The organism is Paraburkholderia xenovorans, assembly GCF_046030735.1.
GTDB classification, from domain to species: Bacteria; Pseudomonadota; Gammaproteobacteria; order Burkholderiales; family Burkholderiaceae; genus Paraburkholderia; species Paraburkholderia xenovorans_A.
The window spans coordinates 28831-50738 of sequence record NZ_JAQQBV010000031.1; the positions used below are offsets into that span (position 1 = coordinate 28831).

Consider the following 21908-nt stretch of genomic DNA (forward strand, 5'->3'; position numbering starts at 1 on the left):
ATCTGGAGCTGCCATGTCCGACTTGTCCGAGCCGTCCCGCGTTGCTGTGCAAGATGGGCCGCTTGCGGCGCGCGTCGATGCGGTGATCGATGCCGCGCTGGCCGCGCGGCGCCTCGTCGGCGGCGTCGTGCTGATTGCGCGCAACGGTGAGATTGTCTATCGCCGTGCGCTGGGTTTCGCCGACCGCGAGCGCGGGCAGCCGATGCGTGAAGACACGCTGTTCCGGCTCGCGTCGATTTCGAAGCCGATCGTGTCGACGGCCGCGATGGTGCTGGTCAGCCGGCAGCGGCTCGGACTCGACGACGCGCTCGTGCGCCACCTGCCCGAATTCACGCCGCGGGCTCCGGACGGGCTCGCCGCGCATATCACCGTGCGTCATTTGCTGACTCACACGTCGGGGCTCGGCTACCGCTTTCTCGAAGCCGACGCAGACGGCCCGTACGCCCGTGCCGGCGTCTCGGACGGCATGGATCGCGCGAATCTCACGTTGACGGAGAACCTGCGCCGGATCGCCAGCGTGCCCTTGTTGTTCGCACCGGGCACGGCGTGGCACTACTCGCTGTCGATCGACGTGCTGGGCGCGCTGATCGAGCGCGTGACCGGTCTGCCGCTGGAGGAGGCCGTGCGGGAACTCGTCACCGGGCCGCTGGGTATGCAGGACACCGGTTTTCATACGACCGACGCATCGCGGCTCGCCACACCGTACGTCAACGACGTGCCGCAACCGCATCGGCTGCGCGACAGGGAGCGTGTGTCGCCGTTCGAAGGCACGGTCGGCATCGATTTCGAACCGGCACGCGCGCTGGAGCGCCGCGCGTTTGCATCCGGCGGCGCGGGCATGGTGGGCAGCGCGGGCGACGTGCTGCGTCTGCTCGACACGTTGCGCGACGGCGGCGGTGCGTTGCTGCCGCGTGAGGCAGTCGATGAAATGGGTCGTAACCAGACGGGCGAACTGGGTCCGCCGGATAAGCCGGGCTATGGGTTCGGTCTGGGCTTCGCGGTGCTGCGCGACCCGCTTGCGGCAGGATCGCCGGAGTCGCCCGGCACCTGGCGCTGGGGCGGCGCGTATGGCCATTCGTGGTTCGTCGATCGAAGCTGCGGCTTGAGCGTCGTTGCGTTGACCAACACGTTGTACGAGGGCATGTCCGGCGCGTTCGTCGACGCGTTGCGCGATGCGGTGTACGGCGGGGCTGCTGCGCGTACGGTGCTTGAGGCGAGCGCACTATGAGCGAAGCCACCCACGTCACTGAGTCTGCCCCGACGGCACAACCCCCACAGCCAACGCGCCCCGCCGATCGTCTGCCGCTTTCGGGCCTGCTCGCGCTCGCCACCGCCGGTCTGATCACCATCCTCACAGAAGCGCTGCCCGCCGGCCTGCTGCGCGAAATGAGCGGCGATCTCGGGGTGTCGGCGGCGCTGATCGGACAGCTCGTCACCGTGTACGCGATCGGGTCCCTGCTCGCGGCGATTCCGCTTGCGATCGCGACGCGCGGCTGGCGTCGTCGTCCGCTGTTGCTGATTGCGATTGCGGGGTTCGTCGTCGTCAATACGGTGACCACGCTGTCGACTCACTACGCGCTCACGCTGGTCGCGCGTTTCTTTGCCGGCGTGTCGGCCGGGCTGGTGTGGGCGCTGCTCGCCGGCTACGCGGCGCGCATGGCGCCCGCGCATTTGCAGGGCAGGGCGATCGCCATCGCGATGACGGGCATCCCGGTCGCGCTATCGCTCGGCATTCCGCTCGGGACGTGGGTGGGCGCGGCGCTCGGCTGGCGCTACACATTCGGCGCGATGAGCGTGATGACGCTCGTGCTGCTCGGCTGGGTGCGCTGGCAGGTGCCCGATTTCGCGGGCCAGCCGGCGGGTCGGCGCACGACGTTGAGCGGCGTGCTCGCGTCGCCCGGTCTCAAGCCGACGCTCGCAGTGATGTTCGCGTACGTGCTCGCCCATAACATTCTGTACACCTATATCTCGCCGTTTCTCGTGCTCGCGCATTTGCAGCAGCGTGTGGATGCGGTGCTGTTCGTGTTCGGCGCGACCTCGATTGCAAGCATCGCGATCGTCGGCGTGCTGGTGGACCGGCATCTGTGCCGGCTGACGCAGGTGAGCGTCGCGTTGTTCGGTGTGGCGGCTGTGGTGCTCGGTCTGGCGAGCAATCTGGCGGGCGCCGTTTATGTCGGCGTGGGGGTGTGGGGTTTCGCATTCGGCGGCGCCGCCACGTTGTTTCAGACCGCGTCGGCGCGCGCCGCGGGAGAGGGCGCCGATGTCGCGCAGTCGATGATCGTCACGATCTGGAATCTCGCGATCGCAGCCGGCGGCGCGCTGGGCGGTATGGCGATCGACCGCTACGGCGCGTTCACGCTGCCGTGGATGGCCGCCGCGCTACTGATCGGGACACTGCTATGCATCGTTGCGCGCGCGGTCAGCAACGCCCGTGCGGCAACGGCAGCCGGCAGCAATGCCGCGGCGGCGCAGCGGCTCGGCATCTGCAATGGGCAGTGAAGCCGGCCGCCTCCATGCGGCGCTTAAACCGCAGGCGTATCGACGAACACCGGCAACTGCTCTGCCGCGTCGGAAAAGGCCTGCAAGCGCGGATGCGCTGCCTTCGCGACGATCTCCGGCATCATCATGTGCGTGAAATGCCACGCGACGTTTACTCCAGCACCGGCAACGCGCGCGGGCGACGGTCGCTATCGGTTGCGACGTAAGTGAGCGTGGCCTCGGTAACCTTGACGAGATCTTCGGTGAGGCTCATACGCTGCGCGTAAACCTCGACCGCCACCGTCACCGACGTATTGCCCGTCTTGACGATGTCCGCGTAAAAGCTCAGCAGATCGCCGACGAACACCGGCTGCTTGAACACGAACGAATTGACCGCGATGGTCGCCACCCGGCCGTTGGCGCGCCGGCTCGCCGGAATCGAGCCGGCGATATCCACTTGCGCCATGATCCAGCCGCCGAACACGTCGCCGTGGACATTCGCGTCAGACGGCTGCGGCATGACACGCAGTGCACAGGGTTTTTGCGGGAGTTGAAGCGGTTCGGTCATCGGGACACCCTTGAAAAACGTTTGGCTCGGTCGACTCGACCAGCAGGCGGGGAATTTCACGACAACTGCACGGCGCGGCCGCACAGCGCTGCGCTCAGCGAGCGCGGCACGGCCCACTGCACCACGGCCGGACATCCGATGAAAAGCGGCGCCAGCCGGCTTCTGCGACAATAGAAAGATCAGGAATTGTACGGGAAAGCGCCCAGCCGGGTCGCACGACACCATGCAGAGCGCCGGGTTGGCCCGGTTCGTCCACTGCCGGTCGGCGCGCCGCTGCGAACTCCGTCCTTCCGCACTCTCCCCCAGTCGATCCCATGCGCCGTACGCCCTCGTCCGAACCTTCGCCCATTTCCACCCAGCCGCGCAACGACTGGCAGACGATCCTGTCGCTGCTGCCATATCTGGCCACCTACAAATGGCGCGTCGGTTTCGCGCTGAGTTGTCTGATCGGTGCGAAGGTCGCCAATCTGGGCGTGCCGATCGTGATGAAAAAAATCGTCGACGGCCTCGCGTCGGTGCAGCATCTGACCGCGCTCGGCCGCGCGCACGACGCGCCGGGCATCGTGCTGCTGGGCGGCGTCGGCTTGCTGGTCGTCGCGTATGCGGTGGTGCGGCTGTCCACGTCGCTATTCACCGAACTGCGCGAAATCCTTTTTTCGAAAGTGACCGAAAGCGCGGTGCGCCAACTGGCGCTGAAAGTGTTTCGCCATCTGCATGCGCTGTCGCTGCGCTTTCACCTCGAGCGGCAGACGGGCGGCATGTCGCGCGATATCGAACGCGGCACGCGCGGCATCACGCAACTGATCTCGTACTCGCTGTACAGCATTCTGCCGACGCTCGTGGAAGTCGGGCTCGTGCTCGGCTTTTTCGTCGTCAAATACGAGGCGTATTACGCGATCGTCACGTTCATCGCGCTCGCGGCGTACATCACGTTCACCGTGAAAGTGACCGAGTGGCGCACGCATTTTCGCCGCACGATGAACGATCTCGATTCGAAGGCGAACTCGCGCGCAATCGATTCGTTGCTCAACTACGAGACCGTCAAGTACTTCGGCAATGAAGAATGGGAAGCGTCGCGTTACGACGAAAACCTCAAGCGCTACCGCACGGCGGCGATCAAATCGCAGCGTTCGTTATCGGCGCTGAACTTCGGGCAGCAGGCGATCATCGGTACGGGGCTCGTGTTCATTCTGTGGCGCGCAACCGAAGGTGTGATGGCCGGGCGGCTCACGCTCGGCGATCTGGTGCTGATCAATACATTCATGCTTCAGTTGTACATTCCGCTGAATTTTCTCGGCGTGGTGTATCGCGAACTCAAGCAAAGTCTGACCGACATGGACCGCATGTTCACGCTGCTCGGCGCCGCGCAGGAAGTACCCGATCTCGCCGACGCGCGCGACTTGCGGGTGAGCGGCGCGCAGGTGCGTTTCGAGCACGTGAACTTCGCGTATGAACCGGCGCGGCAGATCCTGCACGACGTGAGTTTCACGATTCCCGCGGGCACCACGACGGCGGTGGTCGGTCACAGCGGCTCGGGCAAATCCACGCTCGCGCGGCTGATGTTCCGCTTCTACGATCTCGAACGCGCGACGGGTGGCGCGATCACCATCGACGGTCAGGATATTCGCGACGTCACGCAGGATTCGTTGCGCGCGTCGATCGGGATCGTGCCGCAGGACACGGTGCTGTTCAACGATTCGATCTACTACAACATTGCCTACGGACGTCCTTCGGCCACGCGCGAAGAAGTGCTCGCGGCGGCGCGCGCGGCGCATATCCACGAGTTCATCGAAGGACTGCCGAAGGGCTACGACACGCCGGTCGGCGAGCGTGGACTCAAGCTCTCGGGCGGCGAAAAGCAGCGTGTGGCGATCGCGCGCACGATTCTGAAAAACCCGCCGATCCTGCTGTTCGACGAGGCCACGTCCGCGCTTGATTCGCGTTCGGAACGCGCGATCCAGCACGAGCTCGATCAGATCGCCCGCGAGCGCACCACGCTGATCATCGCGCACCGGCTGTCGACCGTAGTGCACGCGCAGCAGATCATCGTGATGGACAAGGGGCGCATCGTCGAGCGTGGCACGCACGCCGAGTTGCTGCACGCGAACGGCCTGTTCGCGCAGATGTGGGCATTGCAACAGCAACGCGCGGAACAGACGCCGGAATCCGCGGAAGCGGTGGATGGCGGGCATTGAGCGCCGCCGGGCGAGCCGGGCCGATTCAGGCGATTCGGGCGATTCAGCCCGCGCGCAGCCGTTGATCCAGTTCCTGTAATTGCGCGGGCGTGCCGACGTTTTCCCACAGGCCTTCGTACAGTTCGCCGCTCGCGAGACCGCGCGCGATCGTCTCGCGGTAGTAGGGCGAGAGCGCACGCCGCGTGCCGCGCGGCAGCGCGCGAAACATGCGCGTGTCGTAGAGGCCGATACTGCCGAACGTGAAGCGCGGTTGCGTGTCGAGCGACAGCATGCCGTCGACCAGACCAAAATCGCCGTTCGGATGAAACGCCGGGTTCGGCACCATCACCAGATGCATGCCCGGCTCGGGCGATGCCGCAAGCCGTTCGGCGTGTGCATTCAGCGCCGCGTAATCGAAATCCGCGTAGACGTCGCCGGCCACCGCGAGAAACACCTCGCTCGCGCCGCCGTCTTCGAGCAGCGGCAGCGCCTGCGCGATGCCGCCCGCGGTTTCGAGCGCGTCATGTTCCGCCGAGTAACGCAACTGCACGCCCCAGCGCGAACCGTCGCCGAGCGCGGTTTCGATCGTCTCGCCGAGCCACGCGTGATTGATCACGATCGTCTTGAAGCCCGCGCGCGCGAGCCGTTCGATCTGCCACACGATCAGCGGTTTGCCGCCCGCTTCGAGCAGGGGCTTCGGGCGCGTATCGGTCAACGGACGCATACGCTCGCCGCGACCCGCGGCGAAAATCATCGCTGTGTTCAGGGACATCGTCATCGGTCAGAAGGTGTAGCCGACTTCATTCGCGCGGCCTTCGAGATCGTCGAGCAGCTTCGCGAACGGGCGCAGTGGCGCATAGCGTTCGGCCACCTTGCGCGCATAGCCGATGAAGCGCGGCAGATCCTTCATGTAGTGCGGTTTGCTGTCGCGATAGTTGATCCGGCAGAACAGTCCCAGCACCTTGATATGCCGTTGCAGACCCATCCATTCGAGCTGACGGTAGAACTCGCCGAAATCCGGATCGACCGGCAGGCCGGCTTTTTTCGCGCGCTCCCAGTAGTACACGAAGCAATCCAGTTCGAACTCTTCGTCCCAGCTCAGGAACGCGTCGCGCAGGAGCGACGCGACGTCGTACGTGATCGGTCCGTACACCGCGTCCTGGAAGTCGAGCACGCCGGGGTTCGGCGTTGCGATCATCAGGTTGCGCGGCATGAAATCGCGCAGCATGAACACTTGCGGCTGCGAGCGCGCGCTCGCGATCAGCAGCGCGAAGGTCCGGTCGAGCAGCCCGCGGGTTTTTTCGTCGACCTCACGGCCCAGATGGCGGCCGATGAACCACTCCGGCATCAGTTCCATCTCGCGGCGCAGGAAGGCTTCGTCGAATGGCGGCAAGACGTCTTCGCGGGACGTGAGCTGGAAGCGGATCAGCGCGTCGAGCGCGTCGCGCATCAGCGTGCGGGACGGGCGCGGGTCGTCGCCGCTTTGCGCTTCGGTCAGCGCGCCGAGGTAGGACGCGCTGCCCAGATCGGCGACGAGCATGAAGCCCGCGTCGAAATCGACTTCCAGCACGCGGGGCACATGCACGCCCGCAGCGTCGAGCAATTGCGCGACTTGCACGAATTCGCGGCACTTTTCGGGCGGCGGCGCATCGACGGCGATGACCGTGCCGACGCTTTCGCCTTCCGCCGCCTTACCGGCAAGCCGGAAATAGCGGCGAAAACTGGCGTCGGACGAGGCCGGCGCGAGGGTGGCGAGATCGAGCCCGTAACGCCCGGCATGGCCTTGCAGCCAGACATTGAGCAGTTCGAGGCGGGTATCGGTGGAGTCTTGGGAAGGGGGCAGCGTCATGAAAACCGGCGGCAAATTCAGAGGGGCAACGTCTTGCCATATAATACCCCACGACTTTTTTGACGCGACTCACGCCAGCTTTCGCGCATTCCGCTTTACCGCCCGCCTCACCGTTCGACTGATTGTCAATATTGATGTGCAGCCGACTGTCACGGTCGCGGTGTGCAGGCGGTGGATCGTGACTGCAAAAGCTGACGGACGGGCCGATTCGCCAAACGATACATGCCGCCTAGACAGCTTTCCCAAACGACTCCCTCTTGTGCCGTTGTGCCGCGCAAAAGGCGGCTCGTCGCGGCGTTGATCGCCGTTCCGGGCCTGATGCCCGCGCTTGCTCACGCCCAGTTGGTCGGGGAAGCCGCGCAGCCGCAACCTATCGACGCGCCCTGGGGCATGCAGCTCGCCCCGCAACTCGAAGAGCATCCGTTGCAGACCGGGCAGAAGCCGGCCACCTTCGTGCTCGGCGACAGCACCAGCGGCACCACCGATCAGGACATGGCCGCCAAAGGCTCGGCGGAGGTGCGTCGCAATACGATGGTGATCAAGGCGGACGCGCTGCACTACGATCAGGACACGGACATGGCCGACGCCTATGGCCAGGTCCATGTGAACAACAACGGCGCGACGTTCTCCGGGCCCGAGGCGCACATGCGGGTGGACTCGAGCGAGGGCTTCATGTCCACGCCGAAGTACCGCTTCAACGTGACCGGCGGCTCGGGCAGCGCGGAGCGCGTCGATCTGCTCGACAACGAGCGTTCGGTATTTACCAAAGGCACGTACACGGCCTGCGCCTGCGCGGACAATCCGGCCTGGTACATCAAGGGCAGCGAGTTCGATTTCGACACCGGCGCGGACGAAGGTGTCGCGTATAACGGCGTGCTGTTCTTCCAGGGCGTGCCGGTGTTCGCGTCGCCGTGGCTGTCGTTCCCGCTGTCGGGTGAGCGGCGCAGCGGTATTCTGCCGCCCACGTTCTCGATCAGCTCGTCCAACGGTTACGAGCTGTCGGTTCCGTATTACTTCAACATCGCGCCGAATCGCGATCTGACCGTCACGCCGCGTCTGATCTCGAAGCGCGGCGTGCAGTTGCAGACGAACTTCCGCTACCTGTCGCCCACGTATTCCGGCTCGATCACCGGCGAATTCCTGCCCGACGATCACCTGACGAAGACCAACCGCTACGCGCTGTACATCCAGCACAACCAGAGCTTCGGCAACGGGTTCGGCGGCTACATCTATTACAACAAGGTTTCGGACAACACCTATCCGGAAGACCTTGCGTCGTCGGCCAGCCAGTTCATGAACGGCACCCAGCTCCTGTATCAACAGGAAGCCGGATTGACCTATAACAACGGCCCGTGGTCGGTGCTCGCGCGCGAACAGCACTGGCAGACGCTGACGCCGTCCATCGCGCCGTATGGCCGCGAGCCGCAGTTGAACGTGAAGTACGCGAAGTACAACGTCGGCGGTTTCGATTACGGCGCGGAAGCCGATTACACGAATTTCCGGATCACAACCGCCGATCTGACCGAAGGTCAGCGTGTGATGTTCAACCCGTACCTGTCGTATTCGGTGGTCGGGCCGGGCTACTTCATCACGCCGAAGGTGCAGTGGCACTTCGCGTCGTACAACCTGCACAACATCAGCAGCGACGTGCCGGTCGGCACGCCGAAGAACTTCACCGAATCGATTCCGACGCTCAGCTTCGACACCGGGCTGATCTTCGACCGTTCGGTGCGCATCTTCGGCGAGGATTACATCCAGACGCTGGAGCCGCGCCTGTACTACGTGTACACGCCGTATCGGAACCAGGAATCCGCGCCGCTGTTCGATACCGCCGATTCCGACTTCGGTCTCGCGGAAATCTTCCAGCCGAACACGTTCGTCGGCAACGACCGGATCGCCGACGCGAACCGTCTGACCGCGGCCATCACCACGCGCTTCATCAACCCGGCAACCGGCGACGAACGCGCGCGCTTCGTGATCGCGCAGCAGTATTACTTCCAGGATCAGCGCGTCACGCTGCTGCCGAATCAGACCAGCACGCAGGCCACGCATTCGGACCTGATCGTGGGCGGCTCGGTGAAGCTCGGCGCCGGTTTCGCTTCGGAAACTGCGTTCCAATATAATGCCGACAACAATCAGCTGGTAAAAACGAGCGTGGGTTTCGGCTTCAGTCCGAGCAGCGGTCGGGTGATCAACGTCGCGTATCGTTACACCCGCGCGAATACCACGCTGGACAACCAGCCGATCAATCAGGTGCTGATTTCCGGGCAATGGCCGTTGATGCATCGCGTGTACGGTGTCGGTCGCTTCAACTACGACCTGGGCGGGCATCGGATCGTCGACGGTCTGGTGGGCCTGCAATACGACGCGGATTGCTGGACGCTCGGCGCCGGGATCCAGCGCTATGCAAACGGTCTGAACACTTCGTCGCAGCAGCAGTCGAGCACGCGGTTTCTTGCGCAGTTGACGTTCAAGGGCTTGTCGAGCGTCGATAACGGGCTGATTTCGGCGTTCCGCGCGGGTGTCGCCGGCTATACGCCGTTGCCCCCGCCGCCGCCGCCGGAAGCACGTTTCACCAACTACGAATGACGCTCGTCCACGCTCGTTCGGTTTCGACCATTTATAGAACGCGAAAAGACGGGCCAGGCGCGCCCGACATCATTGGAGTATCTGTGGCAATCATGAAAAAGCTTCGCTTGGCAACGCTTGCGGCCGGACTGGCCGCCGCGGCGTCTTTCCTGTCGGTGGCGCCCGCTCAGGCGCAGGCCCTTCCGGGCAGCAGCGGCCAGACGGTCGATACGATCGCGGCCGTGGTCAACAACGGCGTCATCACGCGACGCGAACTCGACGAGCGCATGGGCCTGATCACGCGCCGGCTGAACCAGCAGAACGCGCCGGTTCCGCCAGCCGATCAGTTGCGTCAGCAGGTGCTCAACCAGATGGTGCTGGAACGCATCCAGTTGCAGAAGGCGAAGGAAGACGGCATCAATATCGACGACGCCACCGTGCAGAAAACGCTCGAACGTCTCGCACAGGCGAACAACCTGACGCTCGAGATGTACCGCGCGCGCATCGAGGCGCAAGGCGTGCCCTGGACCACCTTCACGAACGACGCGCGCACCGAACTGACGCTGTCGCGCCTGCGTGAGAAGGAAGTGGACAGCAAGGTCACGGTGTCGGACGCCGAGGTCGCGAACTACATCGCCAGTCAGCGTGGTCCGAACGCCGGCCTGAGCAGCGATCTGCACTTCCAGCACATTTTCCTGAAGGCGCCGCTGAATGCGTCGGAAACCGATATCGAAGCCGCGCAGAAAAAGGCCCAGGCCCTGCTGACCGAAGCGAAGGGCGGCGCCAATTTCGAAAAGCTCGCAAAGTCGAATTCGCAGGCGCCGGATGCGAGCAAAGGCGGCGATCTCGGTTTCGTGACGCCGTCCAAACTGCCGCCTGAGTTCGTCAAGGCCGCTTCGTCGCTGCGTCCGGGCGAGGTCGGCCCTGACGTGATCCGCACGAACGACGGTTTCGAAGTCGTGCGCCTCGTCGATCGCCGCGCCGGCCAGGGCAGCAGCTCGGATGCGCCGAAACTCGTGCAAACGCACGTGCGCCACATTCTGCTGCGCGTCGGCGACGGTATGTCGGAGCCGCAAGCGCGTCAGAAACTGCTCGAGATCAAGAGCCAGATCGCCGCGGGCGGTGACTTCGCGAAGTTCGCTCACACGTACTCGCAGGACGGTTCGTCGTCGCAAGGCGGCGATCTGGGCTGGATCAGCCCGGGCGAAACGGTGCCGGAGTTCGAGCGCGCGATGAACAGCTTGCAGGACGGTCAGATCAGCGATCCGGTGCGCAGCGAGTACGGTTATCACCTGATTCAGGTGCTCGGCCGCCGCGAATCGGAAGGCTCGGTTTCGCAGCAGATGGATCTGGCGCGTCAGGCGATCGGCCAGCGCAAGGCTGAGCAGGCTTACGCCGACTGGCTGCGCGAATTGCGCGACACCGCCTATGTGGAAGTGAAGCCCGTCCTGACCGGTTTGAACTGATCTCATGACAAACGCCGCGCCGTCCGCCAGCCTTCCGTTGCAGATCGCGATCACGACCGGCGAGCCTGCCGGCGTCGGTCCCGAACTCACCGTGCAGGCGCTGGCCGGCGCGGCGGCGCATTGGCCCGGCGCGCAGTTCACCGTGTTGGGCGACGCCGCACTGCTTGCCGAACGCGCGCGCGCGGTGGGGGTCGATTGGGTTGCATTGACGGCCGACGGCCAACGCGTGCGGGTCGAACATCGGCCGCTCGGCGCGCCGTCGCAGGCGGGCAAGCTCGACGCGGCGAACGGCCGCTACGTGCTCGATCTGCTCGATAGCGCAATCGACGGCGCGGTGGCCGGCACATTCGACGCGATCGTCACCGCGCCGCTGCAAAAGAGCACGATCAACGACGCCGGCGTGCCGTTCACCGGCCACACCGAATATCTGGCCGAACGCACGCATACGCCGCGCGTGGTGATGATGCTGGCGGGCACCGGCAAGCGTCCGCTGCGGGTTGCGCTCGCTACCACGCATCTGCCGCTGAAGGACGTGTCGGCCGCGCTGTCGATCGACGGTATCGTCGAGACGCTGCGCATCGTCGATCATGATTTGCGGCACCATTTCGGCTTGCCTGCGCCGCGCATCCTCGTGACGGGGTTGAATCCGCATGCGGGCGAAAACGGCTATCTCGGCCGCGAGGAAATCGACGTGATCGCGCCGGCGCTGAAGCTCGCGAACGAGCAAGGCATCGACGCGCCCGGTCCTTATCCGGCCGACACATTGTTCCAGCCGCGCTATCTGGAGCAGGCCGATTGCGTGCTGGCGATGTTCCACGATCAGGGCTTGCCGGTTCTGAAGTACGCGACCTTTGGCGAAGGCATCAACATCACGCTCGGCTTGCCGATCATCCGCACTTCGGTCGACCACGGCACCGCGCTCGACCTGGCCGGCACCGGCCGCGCCGACTCAGGCAGCCTGATTGCCGCGATCGATACGGCTGTGTCGATGGCACAGCACCGCCGCGCGGGCTGACAAGGCCGCTGTACGACCGTAGCAAAGCCGCATGGCCGCGGCGCTTGAATTCCTGCTGGGGCGCGTGCGTATCGCGACCCGGCCGCGTCGATGGCGTAGCACGGCCGGCGCGTTTCTTTTTAAGCAGTTCTCTTTCTTAGCGTTTCTTCGATGTCCACCAGCAGACAGCAGCAGGGCCGCCACCAGGGCCACATCGCGCGCAAGCGTTTCGGTCAGAACTTTCTGGTCGACATGGGCGTGATCGATTCGATCGTCGACGTGATCCGGCCGCAGCGCGGCGAGCGCATGGTCGAGATCGGGCCGGGCCTCGGCGCGCTTACCGCACCGCTGATCGAGCGTCTGGCAACGCCTGAAGCGCCGTTGCACGCGGTGGAGTTGGACCGCGATCTGATCGGCCGGCTGAAGACGCGCTTCGGCGCGCTGCTCGAACTGCACGCGGGCGACGCGCTCGCGTTCGACTTCGGCTCACTGGCGGCCGACGGCGAGAAAGCGTCGCTGCGTATCGTCGGCAATCTGCCGTACAACATTTCCAGCCCATTGCTGTTTCATCTGACGGCGTTCGCGCATCGGGTGATCGATCAGCATTTCATGCTGCAGAACGAAGTGGTCGAGCGGATGGTGGCGGAGCCTGGCACCAAGGCGTTCAGCCGTCTTTCGGTGATGCTGCAATACCGTTACGTGATCGACAAGCAACTCGACGTACCGCCCGAGGCGTTCAACCCGCCGCCGAAAGTCGATTCGGCGATCGTGCGGATGATTCCGTACGAAGTGCACGAGCTGCCGGATGTGGATGAGCGCGTGCTCGGTGAAGTGGTGACGGCGGCCTTCTCGCAGCGGCGCAAAATGCTGCGCAATACGCTGGGCGCTTATCGAGACTCAGTGGATTTCGACGCGCTCGGCTTCGATCTGCAACGTCGTGCCGAAGACGTGCCGGTGGCCGAATACGTACGCGTCGCGCAGGTGCTGGCGGCGTCGCCGTCGCGCGGCGCGGCTGCGGCCGGGACCGCGCCTGACGACGAGGCCTGAGCGGGGCGCTTTTCATCGCATCAAGCAAGACGCGTTGCGCTCACAACGCGTCTTCATTCTTCGCACGATGGGCCGCTATCAGGCGGCCGCGCGCTTCACTGGCGCATTCACCAGTGCAATCCCTGTCAGCACCAGCAGCGCGGCCATCAGAAAGCGCAGGCTGAACGACTCGCCGAGCAGCAACACGCCGAACGTCACGCCGAACAGTGGCGTCAGGAACGCGAACACCGACAGGCGCGAAGCAATGTAGCGCGTGAGCAGCCAGAACCACACCAGATAGCTGACGAACGCGACCACCACCGCTTGATACGCGAGACTCATCACCGCGAGCGGCGTGACGTTCTCCACCCGCGCCTCGCCGAGTCCGAGCGCCAGCGCGAGCAGGACCACCGCCGAGACCGTCAGTTGATAGAACAGCGTTTTGCTGGCGCTCGAGTGCGCGAGCCGGGTTGCGCGCACCACCACGGTCGTCGCGGCCCATGCGATGCCGGCCAGCACGCCGAGCGCGTCGCCGGCCACACCGTTGAGCGTCGAGCCTGGCGCTCCGTTGCCGTGCAGGAAGCCGTCCGCGAACGCCAGCGCGATCCCCGCAAACGCGACCACGATGCCGGCCCACTGGATGCGCCGCATCCGTTCGCCTTCGACGAACCAGTGCAGGCCGAGCGCGGTGAAACACGGCGCGGTGTAGAGGAACACGGCCATGCGCGACGCACTGGTCAGCGTCAGGCCGAGAAAAATGCACACGAATTCGCCGGCGAACAGCACGCCAGCGAGCAGGCCCGCGCCTAGCGTGCCGTCGTCGCGAAACAGCGGCGTGCCGCGCGAGCGCGCCCAGCCCCATACCAGTACGGCCGCGATCGCCGAGCGCAAACCCGCCTGAAACACCGGCGGCAGCGCGGAATTAGTGCTTTTGATCGCCACTTGCTGGAGTCCCCAGATCGCGCACAACGCGACCATCAGCAGGATGGCGAAGCTGTCTGGGGCGCGGCGCGCGGGTAGAGCGGCAGTGCTCATAAGTGGTGTAGGAAGAGGAGAGCGGGGACATACGATAGCAAACGCCGAGGATGCTGCAGCGCGATGACCCCACCGCCTATGCGTGCTTCTTACAGTTTGCAAACTATTCGCAGATGCCGCGCCGATACCGCGCCGATACCGCGCCGATGCCGCGCAGGTACCGCGCAGGTACCGATATGGCATCCGCGCGGCAGTGTCAGGCCGCTTCCATCCGCTGCTTCGAGCGTTGCGGATCGATCAACACCCACCCGGCCGCACCGACCACCAGCAGCAGCACGCCAGTCACCGCGAACCCCATTTCATATCCGCTCGCGTCTCCCGCCGTGCCGAGCAGCTTGCCCATGGCGATCGGGCCGATCAATCCGGCCGTGGTGACGATGGAATTGGTGACCGCCAGCAACGCGCCGCGCCGCGCGACCGGTGCGACCTCGGCCACCAGCATCGGACCGAAGGTAAACGTCTGGATCGCCAACGCGCTGGCGAGTGCCATCAACGCGACCTTGACGAACGGCGGCGCGCTCAACAACAACGCGCAATAAGCGACGCCGCTCACCACGCAGGCCGCGCTGATCAGCCGGCCGCGCGCCGCCTTCGACGACACGCCGCGCTTGAGCAGCCGATGCGAAAACATTGCGAGCGCGATGCCGAGCGGAATCTGTGCCGCCACTTGCAGCGCGAACAGCCAGCCGGCCTGGGTGGCCGCAAAGCCGAGCCCGAGCCGGAAGTACGCCGGCACCCACGTAAAGCCGACCGCGATCACCGCATAGCCGACGAAGCATTGCAGCATCACGCCGATCACCGTGCGGTCGCCCAGCATGCGGCGAAACCCCGGTAACGTGGTTCGCTCCGAGGTCCCATGTGCTTGCGCCGCTGCGAACGTGGGCGACGCGTCGTGATGCCGATTGCCGGTTCTGCCCACGCACAGCCACAACACGGTCCAGCCGATGCCGACCGCGCCGAGCGTGAGGAAGGTCGCGTGCCAGTGCCAGCGTTGCGAGATATAGGTGAGCAACGGCCCGGCGATGATCACGCCCGCGGTCGCGCCCTGTTGAACGATCGCGGTGGGCAGGTTGCGTTCGCGGTCGTCGAACCAGGTGTAGACCACATGGAGCGCGAGCGGCGACGCCGGTCCCTCGCCCGCGCCGAGCAGCACGCGGCACAGCACCAGCACGGCAAAGCTGGTCGGCCATGCGAGCGGCAGTTGCGCGACCGCCCAGATCAGCGCGAGCGCGGCGAGCAGCCACTTCATGTTGACGCGGTCGGCCATCAGTCCGACCGCAATGCCGGAAATCGAGAACAGCAGAAAAAACGCGCTGCCGACGAGGCCGAACTGTCCGTGCGTCAACTGCATGTCGTGCATCAACGGAACGGCCACGAGACCGAGCACCGCTTTGTCGGCAAAGTTGATCAGCATGAACAGGAACAGCGACGCGACGACCACCCAGCGGCGCCCCCGCGCCGCGTCGCGCGCCTGAGTGGACTGCGCGGATGGAGCGCCGCCAGCGAGTGCGGCGCCGCGCTGCGTGTGGCTGATTGAATTCGGCAAAAGCATGTCTCCTTGATGGGCGCGAGGGCGCTGGGTTTTCGCCCATTTGAGGTGGTATAACTGAATAGTTCAAGTGCATTCTCATCATCGGGAGCTTGCAAAATATGCATGAGGTCAATTCCCGCCGCCTGACTCATCTGATCGCGCTCGCGGAGGAAGGTAGCTTCGCGCGCGCGGCCGAGCGGGTGCATCTGAGCCAGCCCGCGCTGAGCCGCAGCATCCAGGCGCTGGAAGAGGAAATCGGCATGAAGCTGTTCGATCGCGCCGCGCGAGGCGTCGCGATGACGGCTGCGGGCCGGCTGCTGGTCGAGCGTGCGCGGCGTGTGCTGTTCGAAACGCGTTGCCTGTTCCGCGACGTCGAACTGCTGAAGGCCCACGAACTCGGCGAGGTGCGAATCGGCCTCGGGCCCTACGCGGCCGTGATCCTGCTGCCTGATCTGCTGGTGGAGTTCGCCCGCCGCTTTCCGAAGATCAAGGTGTCGATCGAGCTCGGCGAAGGCGAAGCGCTGCTCGCCAAGCTGCGTTCGGAACAGATCGACTTTCTCGTCACCGACCGGCGCGTGCCGCCTGTCACGCCGGACGTCACCCTGCGGCGTTTGCCGCGCCATGAGGGCGGTTGGTTCGCGCGCCCCGGACATCCGCTGCTCGCGCGCGGCACCGTGCCGCTCGCGGCGTTGCGAGAGTTTCCGCTGGTCTCGGTGAGCCTGCCGGCCTTCATGAAGGACGCGCTGCATCGGTTGCTCAAATATCGCGCGCACGAGCAGATTCCGTTTCAGGTCGAATGCAACGATGTCGCGGTTCTGAAGGACGTCGTCGCGAGAACCGATGCGGTGCTGTTCGCCACCGCGTCGGCGGTGCGCAGCGATATCGAGACACGGCGGCTTGCACGTATTCCGTTGAGCAATCCGCCGCGTCTTGCGCTCGAGTTCGCGCTGGTTTATCTGGCCGAGCGCACGCCGTCGCCGGCCGCGCACTCGGCGCTCGGCCTCGCCGAGCAGGTGCTGGAAGACGCCAATCGCGACGCGCACGCGCTGCTGCATCCGGACGTACCGGCCCGGTGATTACCCTGGGTGCGATTGACAACGTCATCCCGATCACGGACGATCCGGAATCCAGATTCCGGTTTTTCCGGCGTCTTCCGATGCATCGAACAGCGAAGCAGCAAAGCGAATTTGAACCCCGTATGACCACGACCACCGCCCCTTCACGCGACACCGCCGCGAGCGCGCTTGCCGTACCGCGCCAGACGCGCAGCCAGCAAGGGCTCGCGCGCATGCTGCAGGCCGGCCGCGAAATGATCGAAGCGAGCGGCAATCTCGACGAGTTATCGATCAACGATATCGTCGAGCGTGCGGGCACGTCGATCGGCGCGTTTTATCGGCGCTTCGACAACAAGGACAGCTTTTTCGAAGTCGTGCAGGCCGCGGCGATGGAGCAGGGTCTCGCGTATTTGCGCGACACCATCGAGCGCGATCCGGCCTGGCGTTCGGATGACGCGGCCACGCTGGCGGACGCCGTCGTCGCGTTTTACGTGTTGTCGTTCCGGCGCAATCGCGGGCTGTATCACGCGTCCTTGCTGCGCACTTCGCAGCGCAACGCGAACTGGGACGCGATGAAGGCAACCAATCACGAAGCGCTGGCGCTGATCGTGCCGCGCGTTGTCAGTGCGTTGGCCCGTGAGCGCAAGCTGCCTGCCGGCGAAACCACCACCCGCGCGCTCGACTTCGAAGTCCGCGCGACGCTGCAGATGATTCTCGGCATGCTGGTCAATAGCGTGCTGAACGACCCGGGGCCTTTGACCTTGAGCAGCCGCCGGCTGCGGCCCTGGTTGCAGGCGCAGCTTCGGCGCTGCCTTGCGCTGCCGGTCGATTGATTTTTTTTGCTCAAAAATCGGAATCAGAATTCCGATTCCTGAAATTGGCATTTGTCGAAAGACGATGATCGAAAGGCTGGGTGGCGCTGAGCTCCAGGCTCACGCCGCGCGCAGCCGGATATTCAAGGAGACACCGCATGACCCCCTGTTGCCCCGAGTTGGTCCGCAAGCCCGAATTCGACGCGCCGCATATCGGCGACCCACTCGACGTCGCGTTCGACGCGGGCGTGAATCTCGCGTTCGCCATTTCCGCGCCGACCGTGCCGCCACGCCTCACCGAACATTCGCGGCGGATGGCGCAGCGCATTTATCGCGTCGCCGAGCGCGTGTATTGCGCGGTGGGTTACGCGATCGCGAACATCATCTTCGTGGTCGGCGACGACGGCATCGTGGTGATCGACGCGACCGAAGCGGTGTCGGCGGCGAAGCGCATTTACGAGGACTTCTGCGCGATCGATCCGCGCCACGCCGGCTTGCCGGTGAAGGCAGTGGTCTACACGCACAATCACACCGACCACACCGGCGGCGTGCGCGCATTTGTGGATGAAGCCGCGCTCGCGGCGGGCAGCGTGGAGATCATCGCGCACCGCTCGCTAATGGAGACGGTCATCAACAACGCGAATCTCGTCGCGCCGATTCTCGCCACGCGTTCGGCGTACAGCTTCGGCACGCTGCTGCCGGCCGGCGCGACCGGCAAGGTCAACGCGGGCATCGGCCCGGTGCTGGTCGCCGAGCCGGCGAGTTTCTTCGCGCCGACCCGTGTATTCGACGAGCGGCTCGACATCGTGCTGGCCGGCGTGCGTTTCGAGTTCCGTTACGCGCCTTCCGAAGCCGACGATGAAATCGTGATGTGGCTGCCCGACCTCGGCGTGCTGCTGTCGGCAGAGGTGATCCAGGGCGAGTGCCTCGCGAATGTGCACACGCTGCGCGGCACGCGCTACCGCGATCCGGTGCGCTGGTATCAGACCATCGACATGATGCGCGGCTTCGGCGCGGCGCATATGGTGCCGGCGCATGGCCGCCCGGTATCGGGCGCGCAGCATGTGGCCGACGTGCTGTGCGTGTATCGCGACGCGATCCAGTTCATCCACGATCAGACGATTCGCCACATGAACTTCGGCCTGAGCCCGGACGAACTCGCCGAAGCGATTCCCGCGCTGCCGCCGCATCTGGCGGAGCATGCGTGGCTCGGCGAGTACTACGGCACGGTCAAGCATTCGGTGCGGCAGGTGTACAGCGGCCAGCTCGGCTGGTTCGACGGCGATCCGGCTTCGCTCGATCCGCTGCCGCGTGTCGAACGCTCGCAACGCATGGTCGACATGATGGGCGGTGTGGAAGCGGTGCGTGCGGCGGCGCGCATCGCGCTCGGCGACGGCGACTGGCGTTGGGCCGCGGAACTGGCCACGTTGCTGGTCCATATCGACACGCAGGATACCGACGCGCGTAACGTGAAGGCCAACGCGTTGCGTGAGCTCGGCTATCGCACGGTGAACACGAACTGGCGCAACTGGTATCTGAGCGCGGCGCTCGAACTGGAACACGCTTACGACGACTTGCCGTTTGCGGGCAGCGCGAGTTTTGCATCGACGGATGTGTTGCGCGCGCAGCCTTTGCGCAACGTGTTCCAGCGCTTTAGCGTCAATGTCGATCCGCTGCGCGGGGCCGGTGTGCATATGACGCTCGCGTTTCGCATCGCCGATCGCAACGAAACGTATGCGCTCGAATTGCGGCACGGCGTGCTGCAAGTCCACGAGCGTGTGCCTGCCTCGGTCGACGTTCAACTCGCGGTGGGAAGCAGCGCGCTGTACGGGATGCTGCGCGATATGGCGACGCAATTGCAGAAAGGGCTCGAGAGCGGCACGGTCGCGCTGGAGCGCGGCACGCCCGAACAGTTGCGTGCATTCTTCGCGTGCTTCGATCCGCCTTCGCGCCGGATGCCGGTGTTGGCGGCGCGCTAGGCACGTAATGCAAATGGAGGAGACATGGAAAAAATCTGGTTGAAGTCGTATCCGCCGGGCGTGCCGGCGGAAATCGACGTGACGGGCTTTGACTCCATCGGCGCGCTGTTCGAACAGAGTTTCGTCGAGCACAGCGAACGGCAGGCGTTTGTCTGCATGGGGCGCGTGTTGACCTACGGCGAGCTCGATTCGAAATCGCGCGATCTCGCGGCGTGGTTTCAATCGCTGGGTCTTGCGCGCGGCACGCGGATCGCCGCAATGCTGCCGAACGTGTTGGAGTATCCGGTGGTGATGGCGGCCGTGCTGCGTGCGGGATACGTGCTCGTGAACGTCAATCCTTTGTACACGCCGCGCGAGCTCGAGCATCAGTTGAACGACAGCGGCGCCGAAGCAATCGTGTTGCTCGACAACTTCATTGGAACGCTGGACGTGGTCCGGGCGCGCACGTCGATTCAACATGTCGTGGTGACGTCGCTCTCGGAAATCGCCGGCGATGCACGATCGTCGCCGAGCGCAAGCATTGCGTTGAGCGAAGCGATCGCTCGCGGTGCGGCCACGGGCTTCACGCCTGTCCGGCTGACGCGCGACGACGTCGCGGTGCTGCAATACACCGGCGGCACTACCGGCGTATCCAAAGGCGCGACGCTCACGCACGGCAACCTGATCGCCAACGTGCTGCAATCGGAAGTGTGGCGCGAGCCCGTGTATCGCGCTCGTACCGACATCGAGCAAACCATCACCGTTGCGGCGCTGCCGCTGTATCACATCTTCGGCCTGACGATCTGCGCTTTGCTGACGATGCGGTGCGGCGGCCTCGGCATTCTGATTCCGAATCCGCGCGATCTGCCGGGCTTGATCGGCGCACTGCGCGGTTATGCGATCAACTCGTTCCCCGGCGTGAACACGATGTTCAACGCGCTGCTGAACGAACCGGAATTCGCCACACTGGATTTCTCGAAGCTGCTGCAATCGAACGGTGGCGGCATGGCGGTGCAGCAGGCGGTCGCGCAACGCTGGCACGCGGTGACTGGCGTGCCGATCGTCGAAGGCTACGGGCTATCGGAAACCTCGCCGTGCGCGACCACCAACCGTCCCGATTCGAGCACGTTCAACGGTACGGTCGGCTTGCCGTTGCCGTCCACGGAAATTTCCATTCGCGACGATGCCGGCCACGAAGTGCCGCCCGGCGAGCGCGGCGAAATCTGCATCAGCGGGCCGCAGGTGATGGCCGGCTACTGGAACCGGCCCGACGAAACGGCAAAAGTGATGACGCCGGACGGCTTCTTCAAATCCGGCGACATCGGTGTGATGACGGAGCAGGGCTTCGTGAAGATCGTCGACCGTAAGAAGGACATGATTTTGGTATCGGGCTTCAATGTCTATCCGAACGAAGTCGAAGATGTCGTGGCGCGGCATCCGGGCGTGTTCGAAGTAGTGGCGGTCGGCGTGCCGGACGCGGAAGCGGGCGAGGCCGTGAAGCTGTACGTCGTGAAGAAAGATCCGGCGCTCAGCGAAGCGGACATTCTCGCGTTCTGCAAGGCGCAATTGACCGGCTACAAGCGCCCGAAGCTGATCGAATTCCGCAGCGAATTGCCGAAGACCAACGTCGGCAAAATTCTGCGCCGGGCGTTACGCGACGAAGCCAAAAAACCCGCATGAAACGGTGTGGAGCGCGTCTCGCGACTCGCTCCACACTCTGCAGCGCCGCGTGATTCCGGGTACATTGTCGGTCTTTCACACCAAGCACAGGGAGTGCATCATGCGCCTGCTTCACACCATGCTCCGCGTCGGCGACCTGGATCGTTCGATCGCGTTTTACACCGAGTTGCTCGGCATGAAATTGCTGCGTCGCAACGACTATCCCGAAGGCAAATTCACGCTCGCTTTCGTCGGCTATGAAGACGAGCGCAGCGGCACCGTCCTCGAACTGACTCACAACTGGGACACGCCGTCGTACGAACTCGGCAGCGGGTTCGGCCACCTGGCCGTCGAAGTCGACGACGCGTACGCATCGTGCGACAAGATCAAGGCGCAAGGCGGCAAGGTCGTGCGCGAAGCCGGCCCGATGAAACACGGCACGACGGTGATCGCATTCGTCGAAGATCCGGACGGCTACAAGATCGAGTTCATCCAGAAGAAAAAGTGACGTAAGCGGCGGGACGAAGATCAGCAACGAATAACAGCAATCCCTACTTCAAAGAACTTGCCGACATCCACGTCGAAATCCAGGCGCTGTTCGATGGTTCCGCGGATCGCGCGCAGTGGAGCGCATCATGGCGCGCTTCGCTCAGTCGTTCGCGCGGGTGATGACGTCGGGCGCCGCGCTGGATCACGCCGGCCTGCGCGAGCATTAATGAAAGTAGCGCTTCGAGT

Annotated in this window: 17 protein-coding genes; 12 read left to right on the forward strand and 5 right to left on the reverse strand. The window is 64.6% G+C overall.

Annotated elements, in window-relative coordinates:
* Positions 1–13: 13 nt before the first annotated feature.
* Positions 14–1228, forward strand: a complete 1215-nt coding sequence (locus PQQ51_RS25920; protein ID WP_408499777.1) for a serine hydrolase domain-containing protein — start codon at positions 14–16, stop codon at positions 1226–1228.
* Positions 1225–2499: an MFS transporter gene (locus PQQ51_RS25925; protein ID WP_408499779.1), complete on the forward strand. Its 1275-nt coding sequence runs from the start codon at positions 1225–1227 to the stop codon at positions 2497–2499. The genes PQQ51_RS25920 and PQQ51_RS25925 overlap by 4 nt, the downstream gene beginning before the upstream one ends.
* A gap of 151 nt (positions 2500–2650) precedes the next feature.
* Here PQQ51_RS25925 and PQQ51_RS25930 read toward each other — a convergent pair whose 3' ends face one another.
* Entirely contained in the window at positions 2651–3046 is a 396-nt protein-coding gene (locus PQQ51_RS25930) for an acyl-CoA thioesterase (protein ID WP_408499781.1), read from the reverse strand.
* A gap of 314 nt (positions 3047–3360) precedes the next feature.
* Between PQQ51_RS25930 and PQQ51_RS25935 the strand changes: the two genes are divergently transcribed.
* Positions 3361–5241, forward strand: a complete 1881-nt coding sequence (locus tag PQQ51_RS25935) for an ABCB family ABC transporter ATP-binding protein/permease (protein ID WP_408499783.1) — start codon at positions 3361–3363, stop codon at positions 5239–5241.
* Between the two features lie 43 nt (positions 5242–5284).
* On the opposite strand, the gene murU is transcribed toward PQQ51_RS25935, so the two are convergent.
* Together murU and PQQ51_RS25945 are read right to left on the reverse strand one after the other, a co-directional pair.
* Positions 5285–5998 (reverse strand): N-acetylmuramate alpha-1-phosphate uridylyltransferase MurU, encoded by a 714-nt coding sequence (gene murU, locus PQQ51_RS25940; protein ID WP_408499785.1) that lies wholly within the window; start codon positions 5996–5998, stop codon positions 5285–5287.
* A 3-nt stretch (positions 5999–6001) separates the two neighbouring features.
* Positions 6002–7069, reverse strand: a complete 1068-nt coding sequence (locus tag PQQ51_RS25945; protein ID WP_408499787.1) for an aminoglycoside phosphotransferase family protein — start codon at positions 7067–7069, stop codon at positions 6002–6004.
* 222 nt (positions 7070–7291) lie between these two features.
* Between PQQ51_RS25945 and lptD the strand changes: the two genes are divergently transcribed.
* The 4 genes from lptD to rsmA all read left to right on the forward strand — a co-directional run bounded on the left by lptD (position 7292) and on the right by rsmA (position 13144).
* Positions 7292–9658, forward strand: coding sequence for an LPS-assembly protein LptD (gene lptD / locus PQQ51_RS25950; RefSeq protein ID WP_408499789.1), 2367 nt, complete (start codon positions 7292–7294; stop codon positions 9656–9658).
* An 83-nt stretch (positions 9659–9741) separates the two neighbouring features.
* Positions 9742–11103 (forward strand): peptidylprolyl isomerase, encoded by a 1362-nt coding sequence (locus PQQ51_RS25955; RefSeq protein ID WP_408499791.1) that lies wholly within the window; start codon positions 9742–9744, stop codon positions 11101–11103.
* Between the two features lie 4 nt (positions 11104–11107).
* Complete coding sequence (gene pdxA, locus PQQ51_RS25960) at positions 11108–12118, forward strand: 4-hydroxythreonine-4-phosphate dehydrogenase PdxA (protein ID WP_408499793.1); 1011 nt, start codon at positions 11108–11110, stop codon at positions 12116–12118.
* 150 nt (positions 12119–12268) lie between these two features.
* A complete protein-coding gene (gene rsmA / locus PQQ51_RS25965; protein ID WP_408499794.1) occupies positions 12269–13144 on the forward strand; it encodes a 16S rRNA (adenine(1518)-N(6)/adenine(1519)-N(6))-dimethyltransferase RsmA in 876 nt (291 codons plus the stop codon).
* A gap of 78 nt (positions 13145–13222) precedes the next feature.
* On the opposite strand, the gene PQQ51_RS25970 is transcribed toward rsmA, so the two are convergent.
* Positions 13223–14158, reverse strand: coding sequence for a DMT family transporter (locus PQQ51_RS25970; protein ID WP_408499795.1), 936 nt, complete (start codon positions 14156–14158; stop codon positions 13223–13225).
* A gap of 196 nt (positions 14159–14354) precedes the next feature.
* Entirely contained in the window at positions 14355–15704 is a 1350-nt protein-coding gene (locus PQQ51_RS25975; protein ID WP_408499796.1) for an MFS transporter, read from the reverse strand.
* 104 nt (positions 15705–15808) lie between these two features.
* On the opposite strand from PQQ51_RS25975, the gene PQQ51_RS25980 reads away from it, so the two are divergent.
* The 5 genes from PQQ51_RS25980 to gloA all read left to right on the forward strand — a co-directional run bounded on the left by PQQ51_RS25980 (position 15809) and on the right by gloA (position 21681).
* On the forward strand, positions 15809–16765 hold the full coding sequence (locus tag PQQ51_RS25980; RefSeq protein ID WP_408499797.1) for a LysR family transcriptional regulator: 957 nt from the start codon (positions 15809–15811) through the stop codon (positions 16763–16765).
* Positions 16766–16887: 122 nt separating this feature from the next.
* Positions 16888–17577, forward strand: coding sequence for a TetR/AcrR family transcriptional regulator (locus PQQ51_RS25985; protein ID WP_408499798.1), 690 nt, complete (start codon positions 16888–16890; stop codon positions 17575–17577).
* A 137-nt stretch (positions 17578–17714) separates the two neighbouring features.
* Positions 17715–19535, forward strand: coding sequence for an alkyl sulfatase dimerization domain-containing protein (locus PQQ51_RS25990; protein WP_408499799.1), 1821 nt, complete (start codon positions 17715–17717; stop codon positions 19533–19535).
* A gap of 24 nt (positions 19536–19559) precedes the next feature.
* Positions 19560–21194, forward strand: a complete 1635-nt coding sequence (locus tag PQQ51_RS25995; RefSeq protein WP_408499800.1) for a long-chain-fatty-acid--CoA ligase — start codon at positions 19560–19562, stop codon at positions 21192–21194.
* Between the two features lie 100 nt (positions 21195–21294).
* The gene (gene gloA / locus PQQ51_RS26000) at positions 21295–21681 is read left to right on the forward strand and encodes a lactoylglutathione lyase (RefSeq protein WP_408499801.1); all 387 of its coding nucleotides are present in this window, start codon (positions 21295–21297) and stop codon (positions 21679–21681) included.
* Positions 21682–21908: the final 227 nt, after the last annotated feature.

Coding starts and splice junctions, on each gene's coding strand:
- PQQ51_RS25920 (WP_408499777.1), top strand. CDS start 14: ATGTCCGACTTGTCCGAGCCGTCCCGCGTTGCTGTGCAAGATGGGCCG.
- PQQ51_RS25925 (WP_408499779.1), top strand. CDS start 1,225: ATGAGCGAAGCCACCCACGTCACTGAGTCTGCCCCGACGGCACAACCC.
- PQQ51_RS25930 (WP_408499781.1), bottom strand. CDS start 3,046: ATGACCGAACCGCTTCAACTCCCGCAAAAACCCTGTGCACTGCGTGTC.
- PQQ51_RS25935 (WP_408499783.1), top strand. CDS start 3,361: ATGCGCCGTACGCCCTCGTCCGAACCTTCGCCCATTTCCACCCAGCCG.
- murU (WP_408499785.1), bottom strand. CDS start 5,998: ATGACGATGTCCCTGAACACAGCGATGATTTTCGCCGCGGGTCGCGGC.
- PQQ51_RS25945 (WP_408499787.1), bottom strand. CDS start 7,069: ATGACGCTGCCCCCTTCCCAAGACTCCACCGATACCCGCCTCGAACTG.
- lptD (WP_408499789.1), top strand. CDS start 7,292: ATGCCGCCTAGACAGCTTTCCCAAACGACTCCCTCTTGTGCCGTTGTG.
- pdxA (WP_408499793.1), top strand. CDS start 11,108: ATGACAAACGCCGCGCCGTCCGCCAGCCTTCCGTTGCAGATCGCGATC.
- rsmA (WP_408499794.1), top strand. CDS start 12,269: ATGTCCACCAGCAGACAGCAGCAGGGCCGCCACCAGGGCCACATCGCG.
- PQQ51_RS25970 (WP_408499795.1), bottom strand. CDS start 14,158: ATGAGCACTGCCGCTCTACCCGCGCGCCGCGCCCCAGACAGCTTCGCC.
- PQQ51_RS25980 (WP_408499797.1), top strand. CDS start 15,809: ATGCATGAGGTCAATTCCCGCCGCCTGACTCATCTGATCGCGCTCGCG.
- PQQ51_RS25985 (WP_408499798.1), top strand. CDS start 16,888: ATGACCACGACCACCGCCCCTTCACGCGACACCGCCGCGAGCGCGCTT.
- PQQ51_RS25990 (WP_408499799.1), top strand. CDS start 17,715: ATGACCCCCTGTTGCCCCGAGTTGGTCCGCAAGCCCGAATTCGACGCG.
- PQQ51_RS25995 (WP_408499800.1), top strand. CDS start 19,560: ATGGAAAAAATCTGGTTGAAGTCGTATCCGCCGGGCGTGCCGGCGGAA.
- gloA (WP_408499801.1), top strand. CDS start 21,295: ATGCGCCTGCTTCACACCATGCTCCGCGTCGGCGACCTGGATCGTTCG.